The organism is Variovorax sp. J31P179, from assembly GCF_030316985.1.
Taxonomy (GTDB): domain Bacteria; phylum Pseudomonadota; class Gammaproteobacteria; order Burkholderiales; family Burkholderiaceae_C; genus Variovorax; species Variovorax ginsengisoli_B.
In genome coordinates this window covers 80,199-102,459 of the sequence record NZ_JASZYL010000011.1, presented here as the reverse complement: position 1 = coordinate 102,459, position 22,261 = coordinate 80,199, and the positions used below count along the sequence as shown (strand labels likewise).

Genomic DNA, 22,261 nt, shown 5'->3' with positions numbered 1-22,261 from the left:
CGTCACTGCCCCCTGGAGAAGCCACATGACCGCACGCCCTCGCGCGCCTGCCCGCGCGACCCTCGCGCTGGGCGCGACCGCCCTCACCCTGCTGGCCGCCGCCCTGCCGGCGCACGCTGCCGGCGAAGTCACGCTCTACACCACGCGGGAGCCCGGCCTGGTGCAGCCGCTGCTGGCGGCCTTCAGTGCCCAGAACGACATCAAGGTCAACACCGTCTTCGTGAAAGACGGCCTGCTCGAAAGAGTCAAGGCCGAAGGCGCGCGCTCGCCGGCCGACGTGCTGATGACGGTCGACATCGGCAACCTGGTCGACCTGGTCGATGGCGGGGTCACCCAGCCGGTGCAATCGGCTGCGCTCCAGACGGCGATTCCATCGAACCTGCGCAGCAGCGACGGCCAGTGGTTCGCGCTGTCTTTGCGGGCCCGCGTGTTGTATGCCGACAAGAGCCTGCCGCTCACGGCCTTCCGCTACGAGGACCTCGCCAACCCCAGGTACAAGGGCAAGGTCTGCATCCGCTCGGGCCAGCATCCCTACAACGTGGCGCTGGTGTCGGCCATGATCGCCCACGACGGCGAAGCCAAGGCCGAGCAGTGGCTGCGCGGCGTCAAGGCCAACCTGGGACGCAAGGCCACCGGCGGCGACCGCGACGTGGCGCGCGACATCCTCGGCGGCATCTGCGACGTCGGCCTGGCCAACTCCTACTACGTCGGTCAGCTCAAGGGTGCCAAGGAAGGCTCGGACGCCCGCAAGTGGGGCGATGCGATCAAGGTGGTCAAGCCCACCTTCGCCCAGGGCGGCGGCACCCACGTCAACATCAGCGGCGCCGCGGTCGCGAAGCATGCGCCGCAGCGCGCCAATGCGGTCAAGCTGCTCGAGTTCCTGGTGTCGCCGCCGGCACAGGTGCTCTACGCCGAAGCCAACTACGAATTCCCGGTCCGCCAGGGCGTCGCGCTCGATCCGATCATCGCCAGCAGCATCGGCGAGCTCAAGGTCGACCCGCTGCCGGTCGCCGAGATCGCCAAGTACCGAAAGCAGGCCAGCGCGCTGGTCGACAAGGTCGCGTTCGACCAGTGACCCGGCTGCGGCCGGTCGGCCCGGTCTGGCGGACCGCTTCGATGACGATCGCGCTCGGCGTGCTGGCGCCGGTGCTGAGCCTGTTGTGGCTGGCCTTCGGTTCGGGCCTCGGCCACTGGGCCCGGCTGGTGCGCGACGTGCTGCCGCAGGCGGCGCTCGACACCGCCGTGCTGCTGGCCGGCGTCGGCCTGCTGGTGCTGCTGATCGGCACCGGCTGTGCCTGGCTGGTCAGCACCTGCGACTTCCCCGGCCGCGGCGTGCTGCACTGGGCCTTGCTGCTGCCGCTCGCGATGCCGACCTACATCGTGGCCTTCGCCTATCTCGACCTGCTGCATCCGCTCGGCCCGGTGCAGGGCGCGCTGCGCTGGCTGCTGGGTTTCGACAGCCCGCGCCAGTTTCGCCTGCCCGACCTGCGTTCGATGCCGGGCGCCATCTTCGTGCTCGGCTTCGTGCTCTACCCCTACGTCTACATGACCGCTCGCGCCATGTTCATGACCCAGCCGGCCCACCTGATGGAGGCGGCCCGCTCGCTCGGCGAGAGCCGCGCCGGTGCCTTCTTCCGGGTCGCGCTGCCGCTGGCACGGCCGGCGCTGGCCGTCGGCCTCAGCCTGGCGCTGCTGGAGACGCTCAACGACATCGGCGCCTCCGAATTCCTCGGCATCCGGACCCTCACGGTCGCGGTCTACACCACCTGGATCACGCGCTCCGACCTCGCCGGCGCGGCGCAGATCGCGTCGGCGATGCTGCTGGTCGTGATCGCGCTGGTGCTGCTGGAGCGCCACGGACGGCGCCGCCAGCGCTTCGGCTCGGCCCAGCGCATGCGCGCCATCCAGCCGCGGCGCCTGCACGGCACGGCCGCCTGGCTGGCCAGCGCCGCCGCGGCGCTGCCGGTGCTGGTCGGCTTCGCGGCGCCGGCGCTCCATCTGGTGTGGGAGACCGTGAAGCGGCTGCGCCAGGGCAACGGCATTTCCGGCGCGTTGATCGACAGCCTGCTCAACACGCTCGGCGTCGCGGCCGGCGTCACCGTGGTCGCGGTGGCTGCCGGACTGGTGGTCGCCTGGGCGATCCGGGCCCAAGGTTCGACGCACGATGGCGCGCGCTGGCAAGGCCGGGCCGCCACGCTGGGCTATGCGGTGCCGGGCACGGTGCTGGCGATCGGCCTGCTGACCCCGGCGCTGGCCGCCGATGCCGCCCTGGCCACGCTGATCGGCCACCCGGGCCTGCCGCTGATGGGCGCTGGCGTGGTGCTGGTGGTGGCCTGCGCGATCCGCTTCCTGGCGATGCCGGTGGGCGGCATCGAGGCCGGTCTCGCGCGCATCCCGCCGGCACTCGAGCAGGCCGCCCGCCTGCTCGGCGAAAACACCGGCGGCACCTTGCGCCGGGTCCACCTTCCGCTGCTGCGGCCGGCGATCGCCGCCAGCGCGCTGCTGGTGTTCGTCGACGCGATGAAGGAGCTGCCGGCCACCCTGCTGCTGCGCCCGGCCAACTTCGACACGCTGGCCACCCGGCTCTACGCCGAGGCGGCGCGCGGCACCTACGAGGAAGGCGCGATCGCGGCGCTGGCGATCGTGGTGGCCGGGCTGCTGCCGGTGGTGCTGCTGGCGCGCCATGGTCTGTCGGAGGCCACCGCATGAGCCCCCGCCCGGCCGTTCCGAAGGGGGCTCGCACCGCAGTGCGAAGCACGGAGGTCATCCAATGAGCGCCGCGCTGTCCCTCGAGGGGCTGCGCCTCGGCTACGAAGGCCCAGGCGGGCTGCACACGGTGGTCGAGGACTTCTCGCTGGCGCTCGACGCCGGCGACATCGGCTGCCTGCTCGGCCCTTCGGGCTGCGGCAAGTCCACGGTGCTGCGTGCGATCGCCGGCTTCGAGCCGGTGCGCGCCGGCCGCATCCGGCTGGGCGGCGTCACCTTGTCCTCGCCCGAGGTCCACCTGCCGCCCGAGCGGCGCAGGGTCGGCATGATGTTCCAGGAGTACGCGCTGTTTCCGCACCTGGACGCGGCGCGCAACGTGGCCTTCGGGCTGCGCCGCCTGCCCCACGCCGAGCAGCATCGGCGCGTCGCGAAGATGCTGGCGCTGGTCGGACTGCCGGATGCCGGCGAGCGCCATCCCCACCAGCTCTCGGGCGGCCAGCAGCAGCGCATCGCCTTGGCCCGTGCGCTGGCGCCCGAGCCGGCGCTGCTGCTGCTCGACGAGCCTTTCTCGAACCTCGACGGCGCCACCCGCGAACGGCTGACCGCCGAGGTGCGCGAGATCCTCAAGGCCGCCGGCCAGACCGCGGTGCTGGTGACCCACAACGAGGCCGAGGCTCGCGCCATGGCCGACTGCGTCGGCGAGATGGACGAGGGGCGGCTGCGTTCCTGGGACACCCCCTCGCAAGACTAGAAGCGGACAGTGGCGCGACAATGTCGCAGCAACAACCAGACGACCACGATATGCGACTCCTCCACACCATGCTGCGCGTCGGCAACCTCCAGCGCTCGATCGATTTCTACACCCAGGTGCTGGGCATGCAGCTGCTGCGCACCTCGGAGAACCCCGAATACAAGTACAGCTTGGCTTTCGTCGGCTACGAAGGCAACCCGGCCCAGGCCGAGATCGAGCTGACCTACAACTGGGGCACCGAAAGCTACGAGATGGGCACCGCCTACGGCCACATCGCGCTCGGCGTGCCCGACGCCTACGCGGCCTGCGAGAAGATCAAGGCGGCCGGCGGCAATGTCACGCGAGAGGCCGGGCCGGTCAAGGGCGGCAGCACCGTGATCGCGTTCGTTACGGATCCGGATGGCTACAAGATCGAATTGATCCAAAGGGAATCAACCGCGGACAGCCGCCCGTCAGACGCCAAGAGCGACCCGCTGCGCGCCTGATCGAGCCCCGATACCCGCATCAGGGACTGAAGATCAGGACCACGTAGACGAGGAACACGACCAGATGCACGGCGCCTTCGAGGACCGTCGTGCGCGGCCCTGAGAACGTGACCGTGCTCAGGATCAGCGTGAGGGCGAGCAAGGTCATGCCGGTCGGATCCAGGCCCAGGATCACGGTCTTGCCCGTCACGAGGCCGATGATGAGGATCGCCGGTACGGTGAGCCCGATGGTCGAGGCCGCGGCGCCGAGGCACAGGTTGATCGAGCGCTGCAGTTGGTTCGCCCGCGCCGCGGCCAGCGCGCTGATTCCCTCCGGCGCGAAGACGATGACGGCAATGAGCACGCCGCCCAGGGCCGAAGGCGCCGCCAGCGCTGCGGTGCCGTGGTCGATCAGCGTGGCGAGGCGCCCGGACAGCAGCACGATCGGCAGCAAGGTGACAAGCAGCAGACCCGTGTGGCGGACCATCGCGGCAGCGGATGGACCGCGCCTTGCATGCATGCCTGCGCCGGCCCCGGCGGACGTGCCGCTCTGCGCGTCGACAAAGAAGTCCTGGTGACGGCGCGTCTGGATCAGCAGGAAAATCGCATACAGCAGGATCGTGAAGAGAGAGAAGAAGGCCGCCTGGATGACCGTCAGGCTGCCGGCCGGAACCGCTTGCGTGAAATTGGGCAGGATGAGCGCCACCGATGACAGCGGGATGATCACCGCGAGATACGCGACGGCACCCTGCAGGTTGTAGGCCTGTTCGCGATGGTGCAGCCCGCCCATCAGCAGGGCCAGTCCGACGCCGCCGTTCAGCGCGATCATCAGCACGCCGAACATCGTGTCGCGGCCCAGCGTCGGCGTGGCGTCGCTGCCGATCGCCACCGCGGCGATCAGCACGACCTCGATGATCACGATCGACAGCGTGAGCACCAGCGAGCCCAGCGGGTCGCCGAGCATGTCGGCGAGATGGTCGGCCTGTTCGACGACGCCAAAGGCGCACCACAGGATGATGATGAACAGCCAGAGAAAGAACAGCGCGGCGCGCAGGCCCGAAGCGAGATCGGCAAGCCACGCGTCTCCGAACAGGAAAAACAGCGCCACCGTAGTCCACGCAACAGCAAGACGTCCGAAGAGGATCATGACGGGCTCCGGGCTGGACCGGGGCCTTTTTACCGGGACGGCGCGTGCTTGTAAACCTGAACGATTCTGCGATCCGACTGCGTCGGATGCGATCAGCAGCCCAGCAAATCCGCCAGCGCCCCGATGTCCCGCGCATGCAGCGTGTTGTCGGGCTGCGGCGAGACATCCTTCGGCCGGCCGGGGCCGAACTCCAGGGGCCGCTCGATGTAGCCGGTACGCAGTCCGCAGCCGCGCGCCGCGGCCAGATCGTCGTGGTGCGCCGCGGCCAGCATCACCTGCCCCGGCGTCACATCGAACACCGCCGCCACGCCCAGGTAGGTGCGCGGATCGGGCTTGTAGGCCTTGAACACCTCGGCCGACAGCACGCAGTCCCATGGCAGGCCGGCGCGCTTGGCCATTTCGGTGAGCAGGCCGATGTTGCCGTTGGACAGCGTGCAGATCGTGTACCTGCGCTTGAGCCGGGCCAGGCCCTCGACCGCATCGGGCCAGGCCGGCAGCCGGTGCCAGGCGCGGTTGAGCTCGCGCTTGGTGTCCGAATCGAGGTCGGCCACGCCGAAGTCCTGCAGCACCTGGCCGAGGATGCCCATGTGCAGTTCGTCGAGCAGGGTGAAGCCGCCCTCGCCTGCCGCCAGGCGCTCCATCACGCCCTTCATCGCCGGCTGGTAGCCGGCGCGCCAGGCCAGCGCGAAGGCGCCGCCATCGACACCGGGCAGCAGGCGCTCGGCCTCCGCGGCAATGCCGGAATACCAGTCGACCACGGTGCCGAAGACATCGAAGGCGATGACCTTCAGCTCGCTGCCGTCCACGACCTCCCCCATGGCCCCGTCCTTCAACGTGCCAGTTGGCAGGCTTCGCGCGCCAGCGACTCGATGCGGCCCCAGTCGCCCGCGGCGATGGCGTCGGTCGGCACGATCCACGAACCGCCCACGCAGGCCACGTTGGAGAGCGCGAGGAACTCGTGCGCATTGCCGGCGTGAATGCCGCCCGTGGGACAGAACTTGACGTCGCCGAAGGGGCCTTGCCAAGCCTTCAGCATCGCCAGGCCGCCGGCCTGCACGGCCGGGAAGAACTTGAGCTCGGTCAGGCCGTCTTCCTGGGCCATCATGATCTCGCTGCCGGTCGCGACGCCGGGCAAGAGCGGCAGGCCGAGGTCGTGGCAGGCCTTGCCGACCGCCCGCGTATAGCCCGGACTGACCCCGAAACGGGCCCCGGCCAGCGCCGAGGCCTGGGCGTCGGCGGCGCTGCGGATGGTGCCGGCGCCGGCCACGGCCTCGGGCACCTCCTTCGAGATGAGCTCGATGCATTCGAGCGCCTCGCGGGTGCGCAAGGTCACTTCGAGCATCCGGATGCCGCCGGCCACCAGCGCCCGCGCCAGCGGCACCGCGTCCTTGACGTCGTGCAGCACGATGACCGGAATGACCGGGGCGTCGCGCATCACGTCGAGCGCGGAAATCTTGTCGTTCACAGCCATGAGCAGGCTCCTTCTTCAGCAGTCAATGCATTGCGCCGCATGCCGGCGAACAGGTCGCGTCCCAGCCCGCGGCCGTTGGCGGCGCGTGCTTCGTCGGGCATCTTCGAGATTTCTCGTGCCGCCCATTCGTCCTCGGGCAGCAGCACGGTGAGCGTGCCGGCCACGCCGTCGAGCCGGATCAGGTCGCCGTCGCGCACCTTGGCCAGCGGGCCGCCGGCCGCGGCCTCGGGCGAGACGTGGATGGCCGCCGGCACCTTGCCCGAGGCGCCGCTCATGCGGCCATCGGTCACGAGTGCCACCCGGAAGCCCTTGCCCTGCAGCACCGACAGCGGCGGCGTGAGCTTGTGGAGCTCGGGCATGCCATTGGCCTGCGGGCCCTGCCAGCGCACCACGCAGACCACGTCGCGCTCGAGCTCGCCGGCCGTGAAGGCCTGCTGCAGCGCGGCTTGCGAGTCGAAGACCCGGGCCGGCGCCTCGATCACGTGGCGGTCGCCGGGCACCGACGAGATTTTGATCACGCTGCGCCCCAGGTTGCCCTGCAGCAGCTTGAGCCCGCCGGTGGCGCTGAACGGCGCCGAGACCGGACGGGCGATGGTGTCGTCCTTCGACGGCGCGGCCGACTTCCAGGTGAGCGGCCGCTGGTCCGAGGGCGTGCCGGCCAGCACCGGGATGCCGGCGAACTCGCGGATGCCGCCGGCGCGCACGCTGAGCACGTCGGCATGCATCAGGCCGGCATCGAGCAGTTCACCGATGACGAAGCCCGGGCCGCCCGCCTCCTGGAAGCCGTTGACGTCGGCGGTGCCGTTCGGATAGACCCGCGTCAACAGCGGCACCACCTCCGACAGTTCGGCGAAGTCGTTCCAGTCGATCAGGATGCCGGCGGCACGCGCCACCGCCACCCAGTGGATCAGGTGATTGGTCGAGCCGCCGGTGGCCAGCAGCGCCGCCATCGCGTTGACGATCACGCGCTCGTCGACCAGTTCGCCGATCGGCGGCACCGCGAAGGCGCTGTCGTCGGAGGCCCGGCCGAGCACGGTGCGCACCGCCTCGCGCGTGAGCGCCTCGCGCATCGCGTCGCCGGGCTGGATGAAGGCCGAACCCGGCACATGCAGGCCCATGGCCTCGAGCAGCATCTGGTTGCTGTTGGCGGTGCCGTAGAAGGTGCAGGTGCCCTGCGCGTGGTAGGCCTGCATCTCGGCGTCGAGCAGGCCCTGGCGGCCCACCAGGCCCTGCGCCGCCTGTTCGCGGACCTTGGACTTGGCCGTGTTCGACAGGCCCGAGGGCATCGGCCCGGCCGGCACGAAGACCGTCGGCAGATGGCCGAAATGCAGCGCGCCGATCAGCAGGCCCGGCACGATCTTGTCGCAGACGCCGAGCATCAGCGCCGCATCGAACATGTCGTGCGTGAGCGCCACCGCGGTGCCCATGGCGATCACGTCGCGGCTGAACAGGCTCAGCTCCATGCCGGGCGTGCCCTGGGTCACGCCATCGCACATCGCCGGCACGCCGCCGGCCACCTGGGCGGTGGCGCCGAGCCGGCGGGCCTCGTGCTTGACGATGTCGGGGTAGCCCTGGTACGGCGCATGGGCCGAAAGCATGTCGTTGTAGGCGGTGACGATGCCGATGTTGGGTGCGCGTTCGCTCACCACTCTGAACTTGTCGTTGGCCGGGATGCCGGCGACGGCATGCGCCACGTTGGCGCAGCCCATCCGGTCGGAGCCCCGGTCGCGGCCGCGGGTTTCGGCCAGGTCCTGAAGATAGGCACTGCGCAGGCTCAGGCTTCGCGCACGAATGCGCTCGGTGACAGCGCGGACGGTGGGATGGGTGTTCATGGGCTGTGTCGCTCTGCCGATGAGCCAGCGTGGGGCGGCTCGGAAGTGCATGGTAACAAGCCCTCATGAAAAAGCCCGGACAGGCCCGGCTTTTTCTGAGAGGCGCGCTGCGACTTCAGTCCAGCAGCTTGACTTCGACCCGGCGCGCCTCGGCATTGTTGCCGCTGCCGGCCGTGACGGCCGGCTTCTGCAGGTCGACCTTGTCGGCCGGCACGCCCAGGCCGGTCAGCACGTCGCGCACCATCTCGGCGCGCTTCTTCGCCAGGGCCTCGTTGATGGCGGCGTCGCCGGTGGTGTCGTGGAAGCCGGAAATGACCGCTTTGTGCCCGCTTTCGATCCCCTTGATCACGACGGCCAGGGCCTCTGCCGCGCCCGGCGCCAGGTCGGCGCTGGCCGTGGCGAAATAGAAGTTCACGACACCGCCGACGATGCGGATGCTGGCGCCGTCGGGAATCACGACCGTCACCGTCTCGGTGACCACCGCCAGCGTGGTCGCCGGCGCGGCAGCGGCCACCGGTGCGGCCGTCGGGCCCGCCGCATGGCCCCGGGTGTAGAGCACGATGCCGATCACGAACAGGATCACCAGGGCGATCAGGCCCAGCACGAAGGCCAGGATGAAGTTCTGCTGGCTCTCGTCGTCACTGTGGGCGGACATGGGCGGGGCTCCGTAGTTGAGGGGTCGGTAAATAATGGTGCGGTGAACCATGACCGCCAAATTGTAGGCGTCGCTGCCCGGCCCCCCGGCGGCGACCCCGGGCCGCCCGGCCTGGACCCCATGCCCAAGCCCCTGCGCGACCCCAAGCCGATGCTCGATCGCGTGATCGACGAATGGGGCGGGCACGAGGACCTGTGGCTGTTCGGCTACGGCTCGCTGATCTGGCGGCCCGACTTCGGCTTCGTCGAAAGACATCCGGCCCGGGTCCATGGCTGGCACCGCGCGCTCAAGATGTGGAGCCGGATCAACCGCGGCACGGTCGAGAACCCGGGGCTGGTGTTCGGGCTGCTCTCGGGCGGCAGCTGCCGCGGCATGGTGTTCAGGGTGCCGGCCGCCGAAGGGCTGGAGACCCTCGGCCGGCTCTGGCTGCGCGAAATGCCCACCGGGGTCTACGACCCGCGCTGGCTCGACTGCACGACGCCGCATTCGAAGGTCCGGGCGCTGGCCTTCACGCTGTCGCGGCGCAGTCCCAATTTCACCGGCGAGCTCAGCGACGAGCGCTATGCCCACATCTTCGCCAACGCTGTGGGCCGCTACGGCAGCTCGCTCGACTATGCCGAGCAGACCCTGCTCGAACTGCGGCGCCATGCCATCCACGATGCCGCGCTGGCGCGCCTGGTGAAGCTGGCCCAGACGCGGCTGTCGGCCCCGGCCGACAGCGCCGAGCCGGAGCCTTCGGTATACCCTCTGGGGTCAGCATCCACCCAAAAATTCAAGGAGTAGTCCGACCATGCGCCCTCGCCTCATCGCCCCTGCCATCGCCGTGGCCGCGGCCAGCCTGCTCGCGGCCTGCGGCACGCTGGGGCCGCAAGCCGGCGCGACCGCCGAACTGGCGCCGACCGGCGCCATCACGCCGAACCCGACCCTGGGCAAGGTGAGCTTCACCGCGCTCGAGCACGGTGTGCGCGTGAAGGGCGAAGTGCGCGGCTTCGCGCCAGGCACGGAGCATGGTTTCCACATCCACGAGAAAGGCGACTGCGGCGACAACGGCAATGCCTCGGGCGGCCATTTCAACCCGGCTGGCGGCACCCACGGCAAGTTCGCCGCACCGGGAAGCCACGCAGGCGAACTGCCCAGCCTGGTGGCCGACGCCAACGGAGTGGCCCGCTTCAGCGTCGACGTCCACACCATCTCGATGACCGAGGGTGCGGCCAACAACATCATCGGCCGTGCGCTGGTCGTGCACCGCGACCGCGACGACTTCACGACGCAGCCGGCGGGCAATTCAGGCCCGCGGATCGCCTGCGGGATCATCGCCCGGAATTAGGGTGAACAGGCCCTAACCCAGCCGCGCCTTCATCAAGGCCTCGGCGCGCGCGAGTTCCTCGGGCGTGTCGATGTCGGTCACGATGCCGATGTCGTCGACCTCGATGTCGGCCACCTGCCGCGCCTCCCGGAGCGCGCGCAGCACCGGGGCGGCGCCCTGGTTTCCCGACAGCAGCGAAAGCGCATCGAAGCAGCCGGCGGCGAAGCCCACCGGATGGCCGCGCTGGCCCCGGTAGTGCGGCTGCGCCGCCTGCACCGACCCGGCCAGCGCCGACGCCACGGCCTGCAAGGTTGCGGGCTGCACCAGCGGCAGGTCGGCCGGCAGGATCAGCCAGCCCGCGGCACCGGGCGTGGCCCGCACGGCGGCGGCGATCGAGTCGCCCATGCCCGGGTGGCCGACATCCTCGAGATGCCAGGGCAGCCCGCTGGCGCGCACCGCGGCCAGCGTGTGGTCGAGCACCGTGGCGCCGGCCAGCGCGGCCTGCAGCTTGTGGCCGCTGCCGCCGGCGGCACGAAAGCGCTCGCCGCGGCCCGAGGCGAGCACGATGACGGTCGGCGGGGGCGGTTCAGCGGCGGGAGTCATGCGACGGAGTATCCACGCTTGGCTTGCGCAACAATGGCGTCATGCCTTCACCCAACGAATCACTGGCCGCCCTGCGCAAGAGCTACGAGCGCGCCGAGCTCGACGAAACCAGCAGTGCCGCCGATCCGCTCGACCAGTTCGAGCGCTGGCTGGCCGAGGCCATCGACGCCCAGGTGCCCGAACCCAACGCGATGACCTTGGCCACGGTCGGCGGCGACCTGCGCCCCTCGACACGGATCGTGCTGGTCAAGGGCTACGACGCCCGCGGCATCGTCTGGTACACCAACTACCAGAGCCGCAAGGGCCAGGAGCTGGCCGGCAACCCCTATGCGGCGCTGCAGTTCCACTGGGTCGAACTCGAGCGAGTGGTGCGCATCGAGGGCCGGGTCTTCAGGGTCGACGACGCCGAGAGCGACGCCTACTTCGCCAGTCGCCCGCTCGACTCCCGCATCGGCGCCTGGGCCAGCCCGCAGAGCGAGGTCATCAGCGGCCGCGATGTGCTGGTGAAGAACGCCGCGGTGCAGGCCGCAAGGCACCTGCTGTCGCCGCCGCGGCCGCCCCACTGGGGCGGCTTCCGGCTGGTGCCCGACCGCTGGGAGTTCTGGCAGGGCCGCAAGAGCCGCCTGCACGACCGGCTGCGCTATCGCGCCGAGGGCGGCGCCTGGGTGCGCGAGCGGCTGGCGCCCTGAGCCGGCTTCAAAGGCGCCCGGCGAGCGCCATCACGATCGACAGCGAGACCAGCGCCATCACGGTCGAGACCACGACGCTGGCGGTGATCAACCCTTCCGAAGTCCGGTAGCGCTGCGCGAACAGGAACACGTTGGCGCCGATCGGCAGCGATGCCGCCACCACCATCACGGTCAGCGGCAGGCCGCGCAGGCCGAAGGCAAGTCCGAACGCCGCGACCAGCGCCGGGTGCACCAGGTTCTTGATCGAGGCATGGAGGAGCGCGGTGCGCCAGTGCTGGCCGACCGGCGTCAACGCCAGCGTGATGCCCACCAGCATCAGCGCCACCGGGCTGAAGGCCTGGCCGAGCAAGGCGATCGGCTTGTCGATCGCGGCCGGAATCTCGAGCCCGGTCTGTGCGAACAGCAATCCCAGCAGGATCGGCGCCTGCACCGGATGGACGATCGCGTTGCGCAGGGCGCGCAGCACGGTCCGCGCCATCGCGCGCCGCCCGGCCCCGCCGGGCTCGATGCGTTGCGCATCCTCCTGCGCCAGCGCGAGCTCGAGGAAAACGGTGGCGCTGGTCAGCAGCACCAGCGAGTGCAGCGAGATCAGCGTCAGCAGCACCACCATGCCCTGCGGGCCGTAGGCCAGGCCCACGAGCGCGATGCCGATCATCACGGTGTTGCTGTAGGTGTTGGCCAGCGCCAGCACGACGCCCGTGCGATTGAAGCCGCGCCAGACCAGCGTGGCCGCGAAGATCAGGCCGGCGGCGACGAAATAGGCCGCCACCGGCTTCAGGCTCAGCTGCTCGATCCGCACCGTGCTCATCGAACGAAACAGCAAGGGCGGCGCCAGCAGCAGGAACACCAGGTTGGACAGGTCCTTGACCGAGTCGCCCCGGATCCAGCGCATCCTCCCTGCCAGCCAGCCGACCGCGATGAGGATGACCACGGGCAGCAGCGAGGAAACGACGAGACCATTCATGGAGCTTTCGAGAATAGCCGACGTGGTCTTTTGGACCATCCGCTCACCGTCGGTGCGGGCCCGGCAAGCGGTGCGGGCCGGGCTTGGGGGTGTTCAAAGCGCAGTGACGTTTCCAACGCCGATGCAACCCCGACGTACCAGCGGTGGCGGGCGGTATGCCCCGGGCCGGCCGTTGAGGCACCGCCGAGCAGCGCAGCGGCAGGCGGATCAGGGCCGCGCGTGTTTGAGTGAAGCGCAGCGGAGCGAGTTTGCGCGGACCCCGCCTGTCGCGAGCAGCGCAGGGAAGCCGCGAAGCGGCCGGTGACGTCGGCCGGCCCGGGGCATACCGCCCACCGCCGCCACCCCGCCACCCGACGCCCCGACATGACCCCTAGAACGTAGCCCTCAACCCCACCTTCAAGCTGCGCCCCGGCAGCGGCGCAGCCGGATACACCGTCGTCGTCAGGATCGAAGTCGCGCTGTAGGCCAGCGTGTTCCCGATGTTGTCTACCCGCGCGTACCACGTGAGGTTGGCGCTCTGGACCCGCTGCCTGTAGCTGAGCGACGCGGTCCACAGCGTGTAGGCCTCGGTCGCGCGGTCGCCCATCGGTGGCACGCGGTTCTGTGCCGCGTTGTAGTCGAAGCCCAGGCGCGCGGTCCACGGGCCGCGGCCGTAGGCCAGCGTGCTGCCGACGCGCCACGGCGCGATCCGCGGCAGCGGCTCCCCGGTGTCGGTGTTGGTGGCCCGCACCAGGTCGCCGCGCCATTCGAGGTCGAGCGTGCCGCCGTCCTCAGCCCGCGAGAAGCCATCGGCGCCGATCAATTGCAGGTTGCCGCCGGCCTCGAGGCCGGTGAAGCGCGCCCGCACCCCGTGGTAGACGTAGTCCGCGAACACCTCGGGGAACAGCAGCCCCTCGGCCGTCTCGACCGGCGGCGGATTCAGCTCGCCGTCCGCGCTGCGCACATTGCCAGTGGCACTGAGTCCGATGTAGTTGCTGAAGCGGGTCAGGTAGGCGTTGAGCCTCGCCGTGTTGGCGCCCGACTTCCATTGGGCGCCAAGGTCCAGCCCGGTCGACTTCTCGACCTTCAGGTTCGGATCGCCGGTCTCCCAGGCCGCGGTCGCCACGTGCGGGCCGTTGGCGAACAGTTCGTAGTCTTTCGGCGCCCGCTCGGTGTAGGCCAGGTTCGAGGTCAGCTGCCACTGCGGCGACAGGTTGACCAGCCCGCCGAAAGCGGCGCTGCTCGGACTGAAATCGCGCTCGCCAACGAAGAAGCGCGTGATCTCCGGGTCGGACGGATCACCCAGCGAGCGCACCTTGACCTCCTCCGTGCGGGCACCGAAGCTCAGCCGACCCCAAGAGGTGCCGAACTCCTCGTGCAGGAACAAGGCATTCGATGTCGTGCGGCTGTTCGGGGCAAAAGCCTCCTCGCCGTTGGCCGAGAAACGCCCGCTCTCGCTCGTGAAGCCGACCATGCCTTCGAAGCCGCCGATCGGGCGGTGCCTCGCCTCGATCCGCAGGTCGTTGCTGTCGTTGGTGAAAGTGGTGCCGGGCGCCGGGCCTTCGTACTCCGTATGGCGGTACTCGGTGCGGCTCAGCTTGGCATGCACGCTGCTGAAAAATCCACCCGGCCGCCATTCCCCCTCGAGCGCGTAGCGGTCGGACCGCATGCCGATCGTGACGTCGTCTTCGGCCACGGTGCCGTAGTTGCTGCGGTAGGTGCTGGCCGAGGCACCGATCCAGCCCTGGTCGAAGAACAGCGTGCCGCCGAAGGCGCCGCCGTCGGCCTCGTTGGCCGAGTTGCACATCTTGCGTGCGAAACCCGGACGCTTCGGGTTCGCGCAGGGCAGCTCGATCGGCACCGAGACGTCGCTCGAATCGCGCCGGAAGGCATCGACGTGCAGCGCATAGCGATCGGTGCCACCCTCGAGCAGCACGCCGCCGGACTGCTCGCGGTTGCCGGTGGCGTAGCCCAGGTCGGCGCGGCCGCCGAAGCCCTCGATCGGCTCGGTCGGGATGCGGTTGTCGATCACGTTGACCACGCCGCCGACCGCGCTGCCACCGTATTGCAGCGCGGCCGGCCCGCGCAGCACCTCGAGCCGCTCGGTGACCAGCGCATCGACCGGCACCGCATGGTCATAGCTCAGCGCCGAGGCGTCGGGCGCGCTGCCGCCGTTCTGCAGGATGCGGATGCGGTCGCCGTCCTGGCCGCGGATCGTCGGCCGGCTGGCATTGGGGCCGAAATAGGTGCTTCCGACGCCCGGCAGGCCGTTGAGCGTCTCGCCGAGGGTGGACTGCGAGCGCAGCAGCAGCGCCTCGTTCGACAGCGAGGTGGTCGGCGCGATCAGGTCGGTGGCGCCCAACGGGTTTCCGGTGACGGTGATCTCGCCGAGCGAGGCGGCAGGCGCCTCAGGCGCCTCAGGCGCAGGCTGCGCCCAGGCACCCGGGGACGCGCAGGACAGGACGGACAGCACCGCGACGCCGACGCGGTGGCGTGGAAAAACAATAGACATGAAGGAACACTCGTTGAATCGATGGACAGCCGGCCGCGCCCCGCCAGGCGGGGTCGGCAACCGGGAAACGCGGGGATTCAGCGAGTGGAAGGCGGACCGCGCGCGTCGAACAGCGCGATCCAGCGGGCGAAGACCTCGCCCTCGAGCCAGACGAAGCTGGCGGCCGGCAGCAGCACCGGCAGGAGAACCGGCGGCACGCAAGGCGCGGCCGCTCCGTGGGACAACTGGTCGTAGAGCCGGCACTCGGCCTCGGTGTGGACGCCGAACAGCGCCGACAAGCCGCGCGAGGCGGCCGCCTTGCCGGCAACCGCGGCGGTGGCGGCATCGGCATGGGGATGTGCATGTGCCGCCGCGCCGTGCAGCGTGCCGTGCAGGAGGCCCAGCGTGGTCGCGGCCCAGAGCGCGAACGCGAGCACGCACAAGAGGGTGCGGGTGCTTGGGGAGCGCTGGGGGGAAGGCATTTAATCAGTTGAGGACAGAGCAAAAACTGCTGACGCAGTTTCTTGGTCTGTCCCGCAAGGTATCAGGATGGTCGAGGACAGAGCAAAAACTGCTGACGCAGTTTCTTGGTCTGTCCCGCAAGGTATCAGGATGGTTGAGGACAGAGCAAAAACTGCTGACGCAGTTTCTTGGTCTGTCCCGAAAGGTATCAGGATGGTCGAGGACAGAGCAAAACTGCTACGCAGTTTCTTGGTCTGTCCCGCAAGGTCTCAGGATTTGACCCGAGCCGCGAAAGTCTTCTGGAACTTCTCGACCTTGGGACCGACCACGAAGGCGCAGTAGCCCTGGTTCGGGTTGTTCAGGAAGTAGTCCTGGTGGTAGGCCTCGGCGGTCGAGTAGTTGGCCAGCGGCTCGACCTCGGTCACGATCGGCGAGCGATAGGTCTTGCTCTCGCCGATCTCCCTGATCACGTCCTCGGCGACCTGCCTCTGCGCCGCATCGAGGTAGTAGATGCCGCTGCGGTACTGGGTGCCGACATCGTTGCCCTGGCGATTGAGCGTCGTCGGATCGTGCACGACGAAGAAGATCTCGAGGATCTCGTGCAGCGAGATCTCGGCGGGGTCGAATGTCACCTTGACCACCTCGGCGTGCCCGGTGCGGCCGGTGCAGACCTGTTCGTAGCTCGGATTCACGGTCTGGCCGTTGCTGTAGCCCGATTCGACGTCCAGCACCCCCTGGACGCGGTCGAACACGGCTTCCGTGCACCAGAAGCAGCCACCGCCGAGGACGATGGTTTCGGTGGGCGAGGATGGGGATGACATGGCAACTCCGGCGAAGTTTCGAGACGAACTGCACATTGTGCCGGCTTGACGCAGTGCAACACCCTCACTACATTACTAACCCGCCAGTCATTAATACCATGCCCGCCTCCCGATTCCTCAAGGACAAGCTGTGTCCCGTCAGCGCCAAGCGCGAGCGGCGCAAGGAAGCCCGTCCGGGCGAACTGCTGGAGGCGGCGCTGGACCTGTTCGTCGAGAAAGGCTTCGCCGCCACCCGGTCGGAAGAAGTCGCGGCCCGTGCCGGCGTCTCTAAGGGCACCCTCTTCCTGTATTTCCAGAGCAAGGAAGAGCTGTTCAAGGCGGTGGTGATCGAGAACCTGGCCGGCCGCTTCACCGAGTGGAACCGCGAGTTCGACGAATACGAAGGCAGCACCGCCGACATGCTGCGCTATTGCATGCGGGTCTGGTGGGAGCGGGTCGGCGCGACCAAGGCCTCCGGCCTGACCAAGCTGATGATGAGCGAAGGGCGCAACTTTCCCGAGTTGGCCGAGTTCTATCGCCGCGAAGTCGTGAAGCCGGGGCATGAACTGCTGCGGCGCATCGTCCAGCGCGGCATCGACCGCGGCGAGTTCGCGCCGGTCGAGGTCGACCTGGCGATCTACACCGTCATCGCGCCGATGATCTTTCTGATGCTCACCAAGCATTCGCCTGCGATCTGCTTCGATCACACCTCCACGATCGACCCCGAGAAATACCTGGCGCTCCAGGCCGAGACCGTGCTGCACGGCCTCTGCCGCACGCCGAAGGCTGCCGAATGAAAAGAACGATGAAATGGGCCATCGCGGCCCTGGTCCTGGTGCTGATCGCGGGCGGCGCACTGCGTGCCATCGGCGCGCGCAAGGCGCAGCAGGCCAAGCTGGCGGCGGGCAACGGCTCGGCGGCGACCGAAACGGTGGTGGAGCTGTCGGCCACCGACGTGGTGCGCGTCGCCCGCCGCGAGCTGGCCGAGACGCTGCCGGTCTCGGGCACCTTGCGGGCGGTCGATTCGGCGCAGGTCAAGGCCCGCGTGGCCGGTGAGCTGATCGGCCTCACGGTGCGCGAAGGCGACACGGTCGCGGCCGGTCAGGTCATCGCGCGCATCGATCCGATCGAATACCAGTCGCGCCTGCGGCAGGCGCAAGAGCAGGCCGACTCGGCCCGGGCCCAGGCCGAGGTGGCGCAGCGCACCTTCGACAACAACAAGGCCCTGGTCGACCAGGGTTTCATCTCGCGCACCGCGCTCGAGACCTCGCAATCGAATCTGAATTCGGCGCTGTCGACGCACCGCGCGGCGCTGGCGGCGGTCGAGATGACCCGCAAGTCGCTCGACGACACCGTGCTCAAGAGCCCGATCGCCGGCCAGGTGGCGCAGCGCCTCGCCCAGTCCGGCGAGCGCGTCGCCATCGACGCGAAGATCATCGAAGTGGTCGACCTGAGCCGCATCGAAGTCGAGGCCACGCTGGCCGCGGCCGATTCGGTGGCGGTCCGCGTGGGCCAGCGTGCCACCCTGCAGATCGAGGGCGGCGGCGTCGCCGACCCGAAGAGCGGCGAGCGCACGGTCGGCGCCAGCGTAGTGCGCGTCAATCCGAGCGCCCAGGCCGGCAGCCGCAGCGTGCTGGTCTACCTGCGGCTCGACCGCAGCACCGGCTTCCGCCAGGGCCTGTTCGCACAGGGCACGATCGACGTCGGCCGCACCGAGACGCTAGCCCTGCCGCTGACCGCGGTGCGCACCGACAAGCCGGCGCCCTACGTGCAGGTGGTGATCGACGGGCGCATCGCGCATCGGCCGGTCGAGACCGGCCTGCGCGGCCAGCTCGACGGCCAGACGATGGTCGCGGTGCGCGGCATCGAAGAAGGCGCGGTGGTGGTGGCCGGCAGCCTCGGCCCGCTGCGCCAGGGCACGGCCGTGCGCCTGTCGCCGGTGTCGGCCAGTGCCGCGCCGGCCCCCGCCGCTTCGGCACGCAGCGCACCCTGAGGCGGGCACGGCATGTGGTTCACCCGCGTCAGTCTCAAGAATCCGGTCTTCGCGACCATGCTCATGCTCGCCCTGGTGGTGCTGGGCGCCTTCTCCTACCAGCGCCTGCAGGTCGACCAGTTCCCGAACATCGACTTCCCGGTGGTGGTGGTGATCACCGAGTACCCGGGCGCCTCGCCCGAGATCGTCGAGAGCGAAGTCACCAAGAAGATCGAGGAAGGCGTCAACTCGATCGCCGGCATCAACGCCCTGACCTCGCGCAGCTATGAGGGCCAGTCGGTCGTCATCATCGAGTTCCAGCTCTATGTCGATGGCCGCAAGGCCGCCGACGACGTGCGCGAGAAGGTGGCCGGCGTGCGGCCCCTGTTCCGCGACGAAGTGAAGGACCCGCGCGTGCTGCGCTTCGACCCGGCCTCGCGCGCGGTCTGGTCGGTGGCGGTGCTGCCCGAGGGCGACAAGGACAAGCAGCCCAGCGCAGTCGAATTGACCAACTGGGCCGACCAGGTTCTCAAGAAACGGCTGGAGAACGTGCGCGGCGTCGGCTCCGTGACGCTGGTCGGCGGCACCAAGCGCGAGATCAACATCTACCTCAATCCGCAGGCGATGGAAGGCTTCGGCGTCAGCGCCAGCCAGGTGGTCGATGCGGTGCGCAGCGAGAACCAGGCGCTGCCGGTCGGCTCGGTGCGCTCACTCGAACAAGACCGCGTGGTCCAGATCGACGCCCGCATGGAGCGGCCCGAGGATTTCGGCCGCATCATCGTGGCCCGCAAGGGCGGCGCGCCGATCCGGGTCGACCAGGTCGCGACGGTGCGCGACGGCGCCCAGGAGATCGACAGCCTGGCGCTCTACAACGGCCAGCGCACCTTGTTGCTGTCGGTGCAGAAGGCACAGGACGAGAACACCATCCAGGTGGTCGACGGGCTGGTCAAGGCGATCGCCGAGATCAAGCCGCAGCTGCCGCCGGGCGTGCGGCTGGAGCCGATCGCGGATGCCTCGCGACCGATCCGGGTGGCGGTCGACAACGTGCGCCAGACGCTGATCGAGGGCGCCCTGCTCACGGTGCTCATCGTCTTCCTGTTCCTGAACTCCTGGCGCTCGACCGTGATCACCGGCCTGACCCTGCCGATCGCGCTGATCGGCACCTTCTGGTTCATGGCGATGTTCGGCTTCACCATCAACATGATCACGCTGATGGCGCTGTCGCTGTGCGTGGGCCTCTTGATCGACGACGCGATTGTGGTGCGCGAGAACATCGTGCGCCATGTGCAGATGGGCAAGAAGCCCTACCAGGCCTCGCTCGACGGCACCCAGGAGATCGGCCTGGCGGTGCTGGCGACCACGCTGTCGATCGTCGCGGTGTTCCTGCCGATCGGCTTCATGGAAGGCATCATCGGCAAGTTCTTCCACGAGTTCGGCATCACGATCGTGGCGGCCGTGATGATCTCGATGTTCGTGAGCTTCACGCTCGACCCGATGCTGTCGAGCATCTGGCACGACCCGGCGATCGACCAGCACGGCAAGAACGAAGCCCCCGTCACCTTCTACGACAAGACCATCGGCCGCGTCACCGGCTGGTTCGACCGCGCCACCGAGCGGCTGGCCGAGGGCTACCAGGGCATTCTGCGCTGGGCGCTGGTGCACAAGCTCGCCACCGTGTTCGCGGCCATCGGCATCTTCGTCGGCAGCATCTTCATGGTGCCGCTGCTGGGCACCGAGTTCGTGCCCAAGGCCGACTTCTCCGAGACCTCGATCAGCTTCTACACCCCGGTGGGCTCTTCGCTCGAAGTGACCGAGGCCAAGGCGCGGCAGGTCGAGGCGGTGCTGCGCGAGATGCCCGAGGTGCGCTACACGCTCAGCACCATCAACAGCGGCGACGCCCAGGGCAAGATCTACGCGAGCATCTACGTGCGGCTGGTCGACCGGCGCGCGCGCAGCCGCAGCGTCGACCAGATGTCGACCGTGCTGCGCGAGCGGCTGCGCGCCATTCCGGGCATCACGGTCACGCACGTCGGCCTGCGCGATTCGGTCGGCGGCAACAAGCCGATCGAGTTCTCGCTGCAAGGGCCCGACCTGAAGGAGCTCGAGCGACTGACCGTTCGCGTGATGGACAAGATCCGCCCGATCCCCGGCCTGGTCGATCTCGACTCCAGCCTGAAGCCCGACAAGCCGACAGTCAGCGTGGTGATCCGGCGCGACGCCGCCTCCGACCTCGGCCTCGGCGTGGCACCGATCGCGGCCGCGCTGCGCACGCTGGTGGCCGGCACCACGGTGGGCAACTGGCGCGCGCCCGACGACCAGACCTACGACGTCAATGTGCGCCTGGCGCCCGAGGTGCGCAACTCGCCGGCCGACCTGGCCCGCCTGCCCTTCCTGAGCACCGCGGTCGGCGCCAATGCCGACGGCTCGAGCCGCATCGTGCGGCTGGCGCAAGTGGCCGAGGTGCGCGAATCGACCGGACCGAACCAGATCAACCGCCGGGCCCTGGCACGCGAGGTGAGCATCAACGCCAACGTCGACGGCCGCTCCGCCGGCGAGGTCTCGGCCGACGTCCGCGCGGCCCTGGCCGGCATCGCCTTCCCGCCGGGCTACGGCTGGCAGTTCAGCGGCTCGACCAAGAACATGCAGGAGTCCTTCGGCTACGCGGTCTCGGCGCTGGCGCTGGCGGTGATCTTCATCTACATGATCCTGGCCAGCCAGTTCAAGAGCTTCCTGCAGCCGCTGGCGCTGATGACGGCGCTGCCGCTGACCCTGATCGGCGTCGTGCTGGCGCTGCTGATCTTCCGCTCGACGCTGTCGATGTTCTCGATCATCGGCGTGGTCATGCTGATGGGCCTGGTGACCAAGAACGCGATCCTGCTGGTCGACTTCGCGATCCGCTCGCGCGAGCCTGGCGTCGCCGAGGACGGCACGCCGGTACCGGGCCTGCCGCGCGCCGAGGCCCTGCTGCTGGCGGCCCGCGTGCGGCTGCGCCCGATCCTGATGACCACGCTGGCGATGATCTTCGGCATGGTGCCGCTGGCCTTCGCGATCAGCGAAGGCTCGGAGCAGCGCGCGCCGATGGGCCAGGCCGTGATCGGCGGGGTCATCACCTCGTCGCTGCTGACGCTGGTGGTGGTGCCGGTGGTCTATTGCTACATGGACGACCTGGCCAACTGGGCCCGCCGCCGCTGGACCGGCCAGCCGAAGCCGGCCGCCGAAGCCACGCCCGTGGCGGCGCCTAAAATCGAAAGTTTGTCCTGAGTCCGCGAGGAGAAACCCCATGAACCCCACCCCCACGCTCGAGCGCCTGCGCTTCAACATGATCGAACAGCAGATCCGTCCCTGGGACGTGCTCGATCTCGACATCCTCGACCTGCTGGCCCAGATCCGGCGCGAGGACTACGTGCCCGAGGCGCACCGCGCGCTGGCCTTCTTCGACATGGAGATCCCGCTCGAGGACGCCAGCACCGCCAAGGAACCCGGCCAGTGCATGCTCTCGCCCAAGGTCGAGGCCCGCATGCTGCAGGACCTTCACGTCCAGAAGCACGAGACCGTGCTCGAGATCGGCGCCGGCTCCGGCTTCATGGCCGCCCTGCTGGCCCATCGCGCGGCCCAGGTGCTGAGCCTGGAGATCGACCCCGGCCTGGCCGCCTTCGCCGCCGCCAACCTGCGCCGCAACGGCGTCATGAACGTCGAGGTGCGCCATGCCGATGGCGCCACGCCGCTGGCCAGCGGCCCGACCTTCGACGTCATCGTGCTGAGCGGCTCGGTGGCGCGCATCCCGCAGGGCCTGCTGGGCTCACTGAACATCGGCGGCCGGCTGGCGGCCGTGGTCGGCGACGAGCCGATGATGCGCGCCCATTTCGTGACCCGCACCGGCGAAGGCAAGTGGGACGTGCTGCAGCCCTGGGACACCGTGGCGCCGCGGCTCCTGAACTTCCCCGCGCCCTCGCGCTTCAACTTCTGATC

General features: G+C 69.3%; 21 protein-coding genes. 11 read left to right on the top strand and 10 right to left on the bottom strand.

What is annotated here, in order from left to right:
• Nucleotides 1-25: 25 nt before the first annotated feature.
• The 4 genes from QTI17_RS25640 (at nt 26) to gloA (ending at nt 3,942) form a co-directional block, all read left to right on the top strand.
• Entirely contained in the window at nt 26-1,075 is a 1,050-nt protein-coding gene (locus QTI17_RS25640) for an extracellular solute-binding protein (protein ID WP_286536492.1), read from the top strand.
• Nucleotides 1,076-1,116: 41 nt separating this feature from the next.
• The gene (locus QTI17_RS25635; RefSeq protein WP_286536490.1) at nt 1,117-2,709 is read left to right on the top strand and encodes an ABC transporter permease; all 1,593 of its coding nucleotides are present in this window, start codon (nt 1,117-1,119) and stop codon (nt 2,707-2,709) included.
• 61 nt (nt 2,710-2,770) lie between these two features.
• Nucleotides 2,771-3,457, top strand: coding sequence for an ABC transporter ATP-binding protein (locus QTI17_RS25630; protein ID WP_286536488.1), 687 nt, complete (start codon nt 2,771-2,773; stop codon nt 3,455-3,457).
• A 50-nt stretch (nt 3,458-3,507) separates the two neighbouring features.
• Nucleotides 3,508-3,942 carry a lactoylglutathione lyase gene (gene gloA / locus QTI17_RS25625; RefSeq protein WP_286372713.1) on the top strand — a complete coding sequence of 145 codons (435 nt, stop codon included), beginning with the start codon at nt 3,508-3,510 and terminating at the stop codon, nt 3,940-3,942.
• Nucleotides 3,943-3,961: 19 nt separating this feature from the next.
• Here gloA and QTI17_RS25620 read toward each other — a convergent pair whose 3' ends face one another.
• The 5 genes from QTI17_RS25620 to QTI17_RS25600 form a co-directional block, all read right to left on the bottom strand.
• Entirely contained in the window at nt 3,962-5,068 is a 1,107-nt protein-coding gene (locus QTI17_RS25620; RefSeq protein WP_286536486.1) for a calcium:cation antiporter, read from the bottom strand.
• Nucleotides 5,069-5,160: 92 nt separating this feature from the next.
• Nucleotides 5,161-5,886 (bottom strand): haloacid dehalogenase type II, encoded by a 726-nt coding sequence (locus QTI17_RS25615; RefSeq protein ID WP_286536484.1) that lies wholly within the window; start codon nt 5,884-5,886, stop codon nt 5,161-5,163.
• 11 nt (nt 5,887-5,897) lie between these two features.
• A complete protein-coding gene (gene eda / locus QTI17_RS25610) occupies nt 5,898-6,539 on the bottom strand; it encodes a bifunctional 4-hydroxy-2-oxoglutarate aldolase/2-dehydro-3-deoxy-phosphogluconate aldolase (protein ID WP_286522979.1) in 642 nt (213 codons plus the stop codon).
• Entirely contained in the window at nt 6,530-8,371 is a 1,842-nt protein-coding gene (edd, locus tag QTI17_RS25605; protein ID WP_286536483.1) for a phosphogluconate dehydratase, read from the bottom strand. Before edd ends, eda begins: the two co-directional genes overlap by 10 nt.
• Nucleotides 8,372-8,486: 115 nt before the next feature.
• Complete coding sequence (locus tag QTI17_RS25600) at nt 8,487-9,026, bottom strand: OmpA family protein (protein ID WP_286536482.1); 540 nt, start codon at nt 9,024-9,026, stop codon at nt 8,487-8,489.
• A 120-nt stretch (nt 9,027-9,146) separates the two neighbouring features.
• On the opposite strand from QTI17_RS25600, the gene QTI17_RS25595 reads away from it, so the two are divergent.
• Nucleotides 9,147-9,809 (top strand): gamma-glutamylcyclotransferase, encoded by a 663-nt coding sequence (locus QTI17_RS25595; RefSeq protein ID WP_286536480.1) that lies wholly within the window; start codon nt 9,147-9,149, stop codon nt 9,807-9,809.
• A 7-nt stretch (nt 9,810-9,816) separates the two neighbouring features.
• The gene (locus tag QTI17_RS25590; protein ID WP_286536478.1) at nt 9,817-10,353 is read left to right on the top strand and encodes a superoxide dismutase family protein; all 537 of its coding nucleotides are present in this window, start codon (nt 9,817-9,819) and stop codon (nt 10,351-10,353) included.
• Nucleotides 10,354-10,365: 12 nt separating this feature from the next.
• On the opposite strand, the gene QTI17_RS25585 is transcribed toward QTI17_RS25590, so the two are convergent.
• Complete coding sequence (locus QTI17_RS25585; RefSeq protein WP_286536476.1) at nt 10,366-10,935, bottom strand: nucleotidyltransferase family protein; 570 nt, start codon at nt 10,933-10,935, stop codon at nt 10,366-10,368.
• Between the two features lie 23 nt (nt 10,936-10,958).
• On the opposite strand from QTI17_RS25585, the gene pdxH reads away from it, so the two are divergent.
• The gene (pdxH, locus tag QTI17_RS25580; RefSeq protein WP_478140731.1) at nt 10,959-11,624 is read left to right on the top strand and encodes a pyridoxamine 5'-phosphate oxidase; all 666 of its coding nucleotides are present in this window, start codon (nt 10,959-10,961) and stop codon (nt 11,622-11,624) included.
• Between the two features lie 7 nt (nt 11,625-11,631).
• On the opposite strand, the gene QTI17_RS25575 is transcribed toward pdxH, so the two are convergent.
• The 4 genes from QTI17_RS25575 to msrA all read right to left on the bottom strand — a co-directional run bounded on the left by QTI17_RS25575 (nt 11,632) and on the right by msrA (nt 16,341).
• On the bottom strand, nt 11,632-12,588 hold the full coding sequence (locus QTI17_RS25575) for an AEC family transporter (protein WP_286536474.1): 957 nt from the start codon (nt 12,586-12,588) through the stop codon (nt 11,632-11,634).
• A gap of 370 nt (nt 12,589-12,958) precedes the next feature.
• Nucleotides 12,959-15,079, bottom strand: a complete 2,121-nt coding sequence (locus QTI17_RS25570; protein ID WP_286536473.1) for a TonB-dependent receptor — start codon at nt 15,077-15,079, stop codon at nt 12,959-12,961.
• A 77-nt stretch (nt 15,080-15,156) separates the two neighbouring features.
• Nucleotides 15,157-15,540, bottom strand: coding sequence for a hypothetical protein (locus QTI17_RS25565; protein WP_286536472.1), 384 nt, complete (start codon nt 15,538-15,540; stop codon nt 15,157-15,159).
• Nucleotides 15,541-15,789: 249 nt separating this feature from the next.
• Nucleotides 15,790-16,341, bottom strand: coding sequence for a peptide-methionine (S)-S-oxide reductase MsrA (gene msrA, locus QTI17_RS25560; RefSeq protein WP_286536471.1), 552 nt, complete (start codon nt 16,339-16,341; stop codon nt 15,790-15,792).
• Nucleotides 16,342-16,439: 98 nt separating this feature from the next.
• Here msrA and QTI17_RS25555 point away from each other — a divergent pair, with 98 nt between their 5' ends.
• The 4 genes from QTI17_RS25555 to QTI17_RS25540 are packed head-to-tail and all read left to right on the top strand — an operon-like array spanning nt 16,440 to nt 22,259.
• Nucleotides 16,440-17,117: a TetR/AcrR family transcriptional regulator gene (locus QTI17_RS25555; protein ID WP_286522995.1), complete on the top strand. Its 678-nt coding sequence runs from the start codon at nt 16,440-16,442 to the stop codon at nt 17,115-17,117.
• An 8-nt stretch (nt 17,118-17,125) separates the two neighbouring features.
• Nucleotides 17,126-18,313: an efflux RND transporter periplasmic adaptor subunit gene (locus tag QTI17_RS25550; RefSeq protein WP_353506728.1), complete on the top strand. Its 1,188-nt coding sequence runs from the start codon at nt 17,126-17,128 to the stop codon at nt 18,311-18,313.
• A 12-nt stretch (nt 18,314-18,325) separates the two neighbouring features.
• Nucleotides 18,326-21,553, top strand: a complete 3,228-nt coding sequence (locus QTI17_RS25545; RefSeq protein WP_286536469.1) for an efflux RND transporter permease subunit — start codon at nt 18,326-18,328, stop codon at nt 21,551-21,553.
• Nucleotides 21,554-21,572: 19 nt separating this feature from the next.
• Nucleotides 21,573-22,259 (top strand): protein-L-isoaspartate O-methyltransferase family protein, encoded by a 687-nt coding sequence (locus tag QTI17_RS25540; RefSeq protein WP_286536468.1) that lies wholly within the window; start codon nt 21,573-21,575, stop codon nt 22,257-22,259.
• The last annotated feature ends 2 nt before the right edge of the window (nt 22,260-22,261 follow it).

Coding starts and splice junctions, on each gene's coding strand:
- QTI17_RS25635 (WP_286536490.1), top strand. CDS start 1,117: ATGACGATCGCGCTCGGCGTGCTGGCGCCGGTGCTGAGCCTGTTGTGG.
- QTI17_RS25585 (WP_286536476.1), bottom strand. CDS start 10,935: ATGACTCCCGCCGCTGAACCGCCCCCGCCGACCGTCATCGTGCTCGCC.
- QTI17_RS25620 (WP_286536486.1), bottom strand. CDS start 5,068: ATGATCCTCTTCGGACGTCTTGCTGTTGCGTGGACTACGGTGGCGCTG.
- QTI17_RS25630 (WP_286536488.1), top strand. CDS start 2,771: ATGAGCGCCGCGCTGTCCCTCGAGGGGCTGCGCCTCGGCTACGAAGGC.
- eda (WP_286522979.1), bottom strand. CDS start 6,539: ATGGCTGTGAACGACAAGATTTCCGCGCTCGACGTGATGCGCGACGCC.
- QTI17_RS25570 (WP_286536473.1), bottom strand. CDS start 15,079: ATGTCTATTGTTTTTCCACGCCACCGCGTCGGCGTCGCGGTGCTGTCC.
- edd (WP_286536483.1), bottom strand. CDS start 8,371: ATGAACACCCATCCCACCGTCCGCGCTGTCACCGAGCGCATTCGTGCG.
- QTI17_RS25615 (WP_286536484.1), bottom strand. CDS start 5,886: ATGGGGGAGGTCGTGGACGGCAGCGAGCTGAAGGTCATCGCCTTCGAT.
- QTI17_RS25575 (WP_286536474.1), bottom strand. CDS start 12,588: ATGAATGGTCTCGTCGTTTCCTCGCTGCTGCCCGTGGTCATCCTCATC.
- QTI17_RS25600 (WP_286536482.1), bottom strand. CDS start 9,026: ATGTCCGCCCACAGTGACGACGAGAGCCAGCAGAACTTCATCCTGGCC.
- QTI17_RS25555 (WP_286522995.1), top strand. CDS start 16,440: ATGCCCGCCTCCCGATTCCTCAAGGACAAGCTGTGTCCCGTCAGCGCC.
- QTI17_RS25590 (WP_286536478.1), top strand. CDS start 9,817: ATGCGCCCTCGCCTCATCGCCCCTGCCATCGCCGTGGCCGCGGCCAGC.
- QTI17_RS25565 (WP_286536472.1), bottom strand. CDS start 15,540: ATGCCTTCCCCCCAGCGCTCCCCAAGCACCCGCACCCTCTTGTGCGTG.
- QTI17_RS25550 (WP_353506728.1), top strand. CDS start 17,126: ATGAAATGGGCCATCGCGGCCCTGGTCCTGGTGCTGATCGCGGGCGGC.
- gloA (WP_286372713.1), top strand. CDS start 3,508: ATGCGACTCCTCCACACCATGCTGCGCGTCGGCAACCTCCAGCGCTCG.
- QTI17_RS25595 (WP_286536480.1), top strand. CDS start 9,147: ATGCCCAAGCCCCTGCGCGACCCCAAGCCGATGCTCGATCGCGTGATC.
- msrA (WP_286536471.1), bottom strand. CDS start 16,341: ATGTCATCCCCATCCTCGCCCACCGAAACCATCGTCCTCGGCGGTGGC.
- QTI17_RS25545 (WP_286536469.1), top strand. CDS start 18,326: ATGTGGTTCACCCGCGTCAGTCTCAAGAATCCGGTCTTCGCGACCATG.
- QTI17_RS25540 (WP_286536468.1), top strand. CDS start 21,573: ATGAACCCCACCCCCACGCTCGAGCGCCTGCGCTTCAACATGATCGAA.
- QTI17_RS25640 (WP_286536492.1), top strand. CDS start 26: ATGACCGCACGCCCTCGCGCGCCTGCCCGCGCGACCCTCGCGCTGGGC.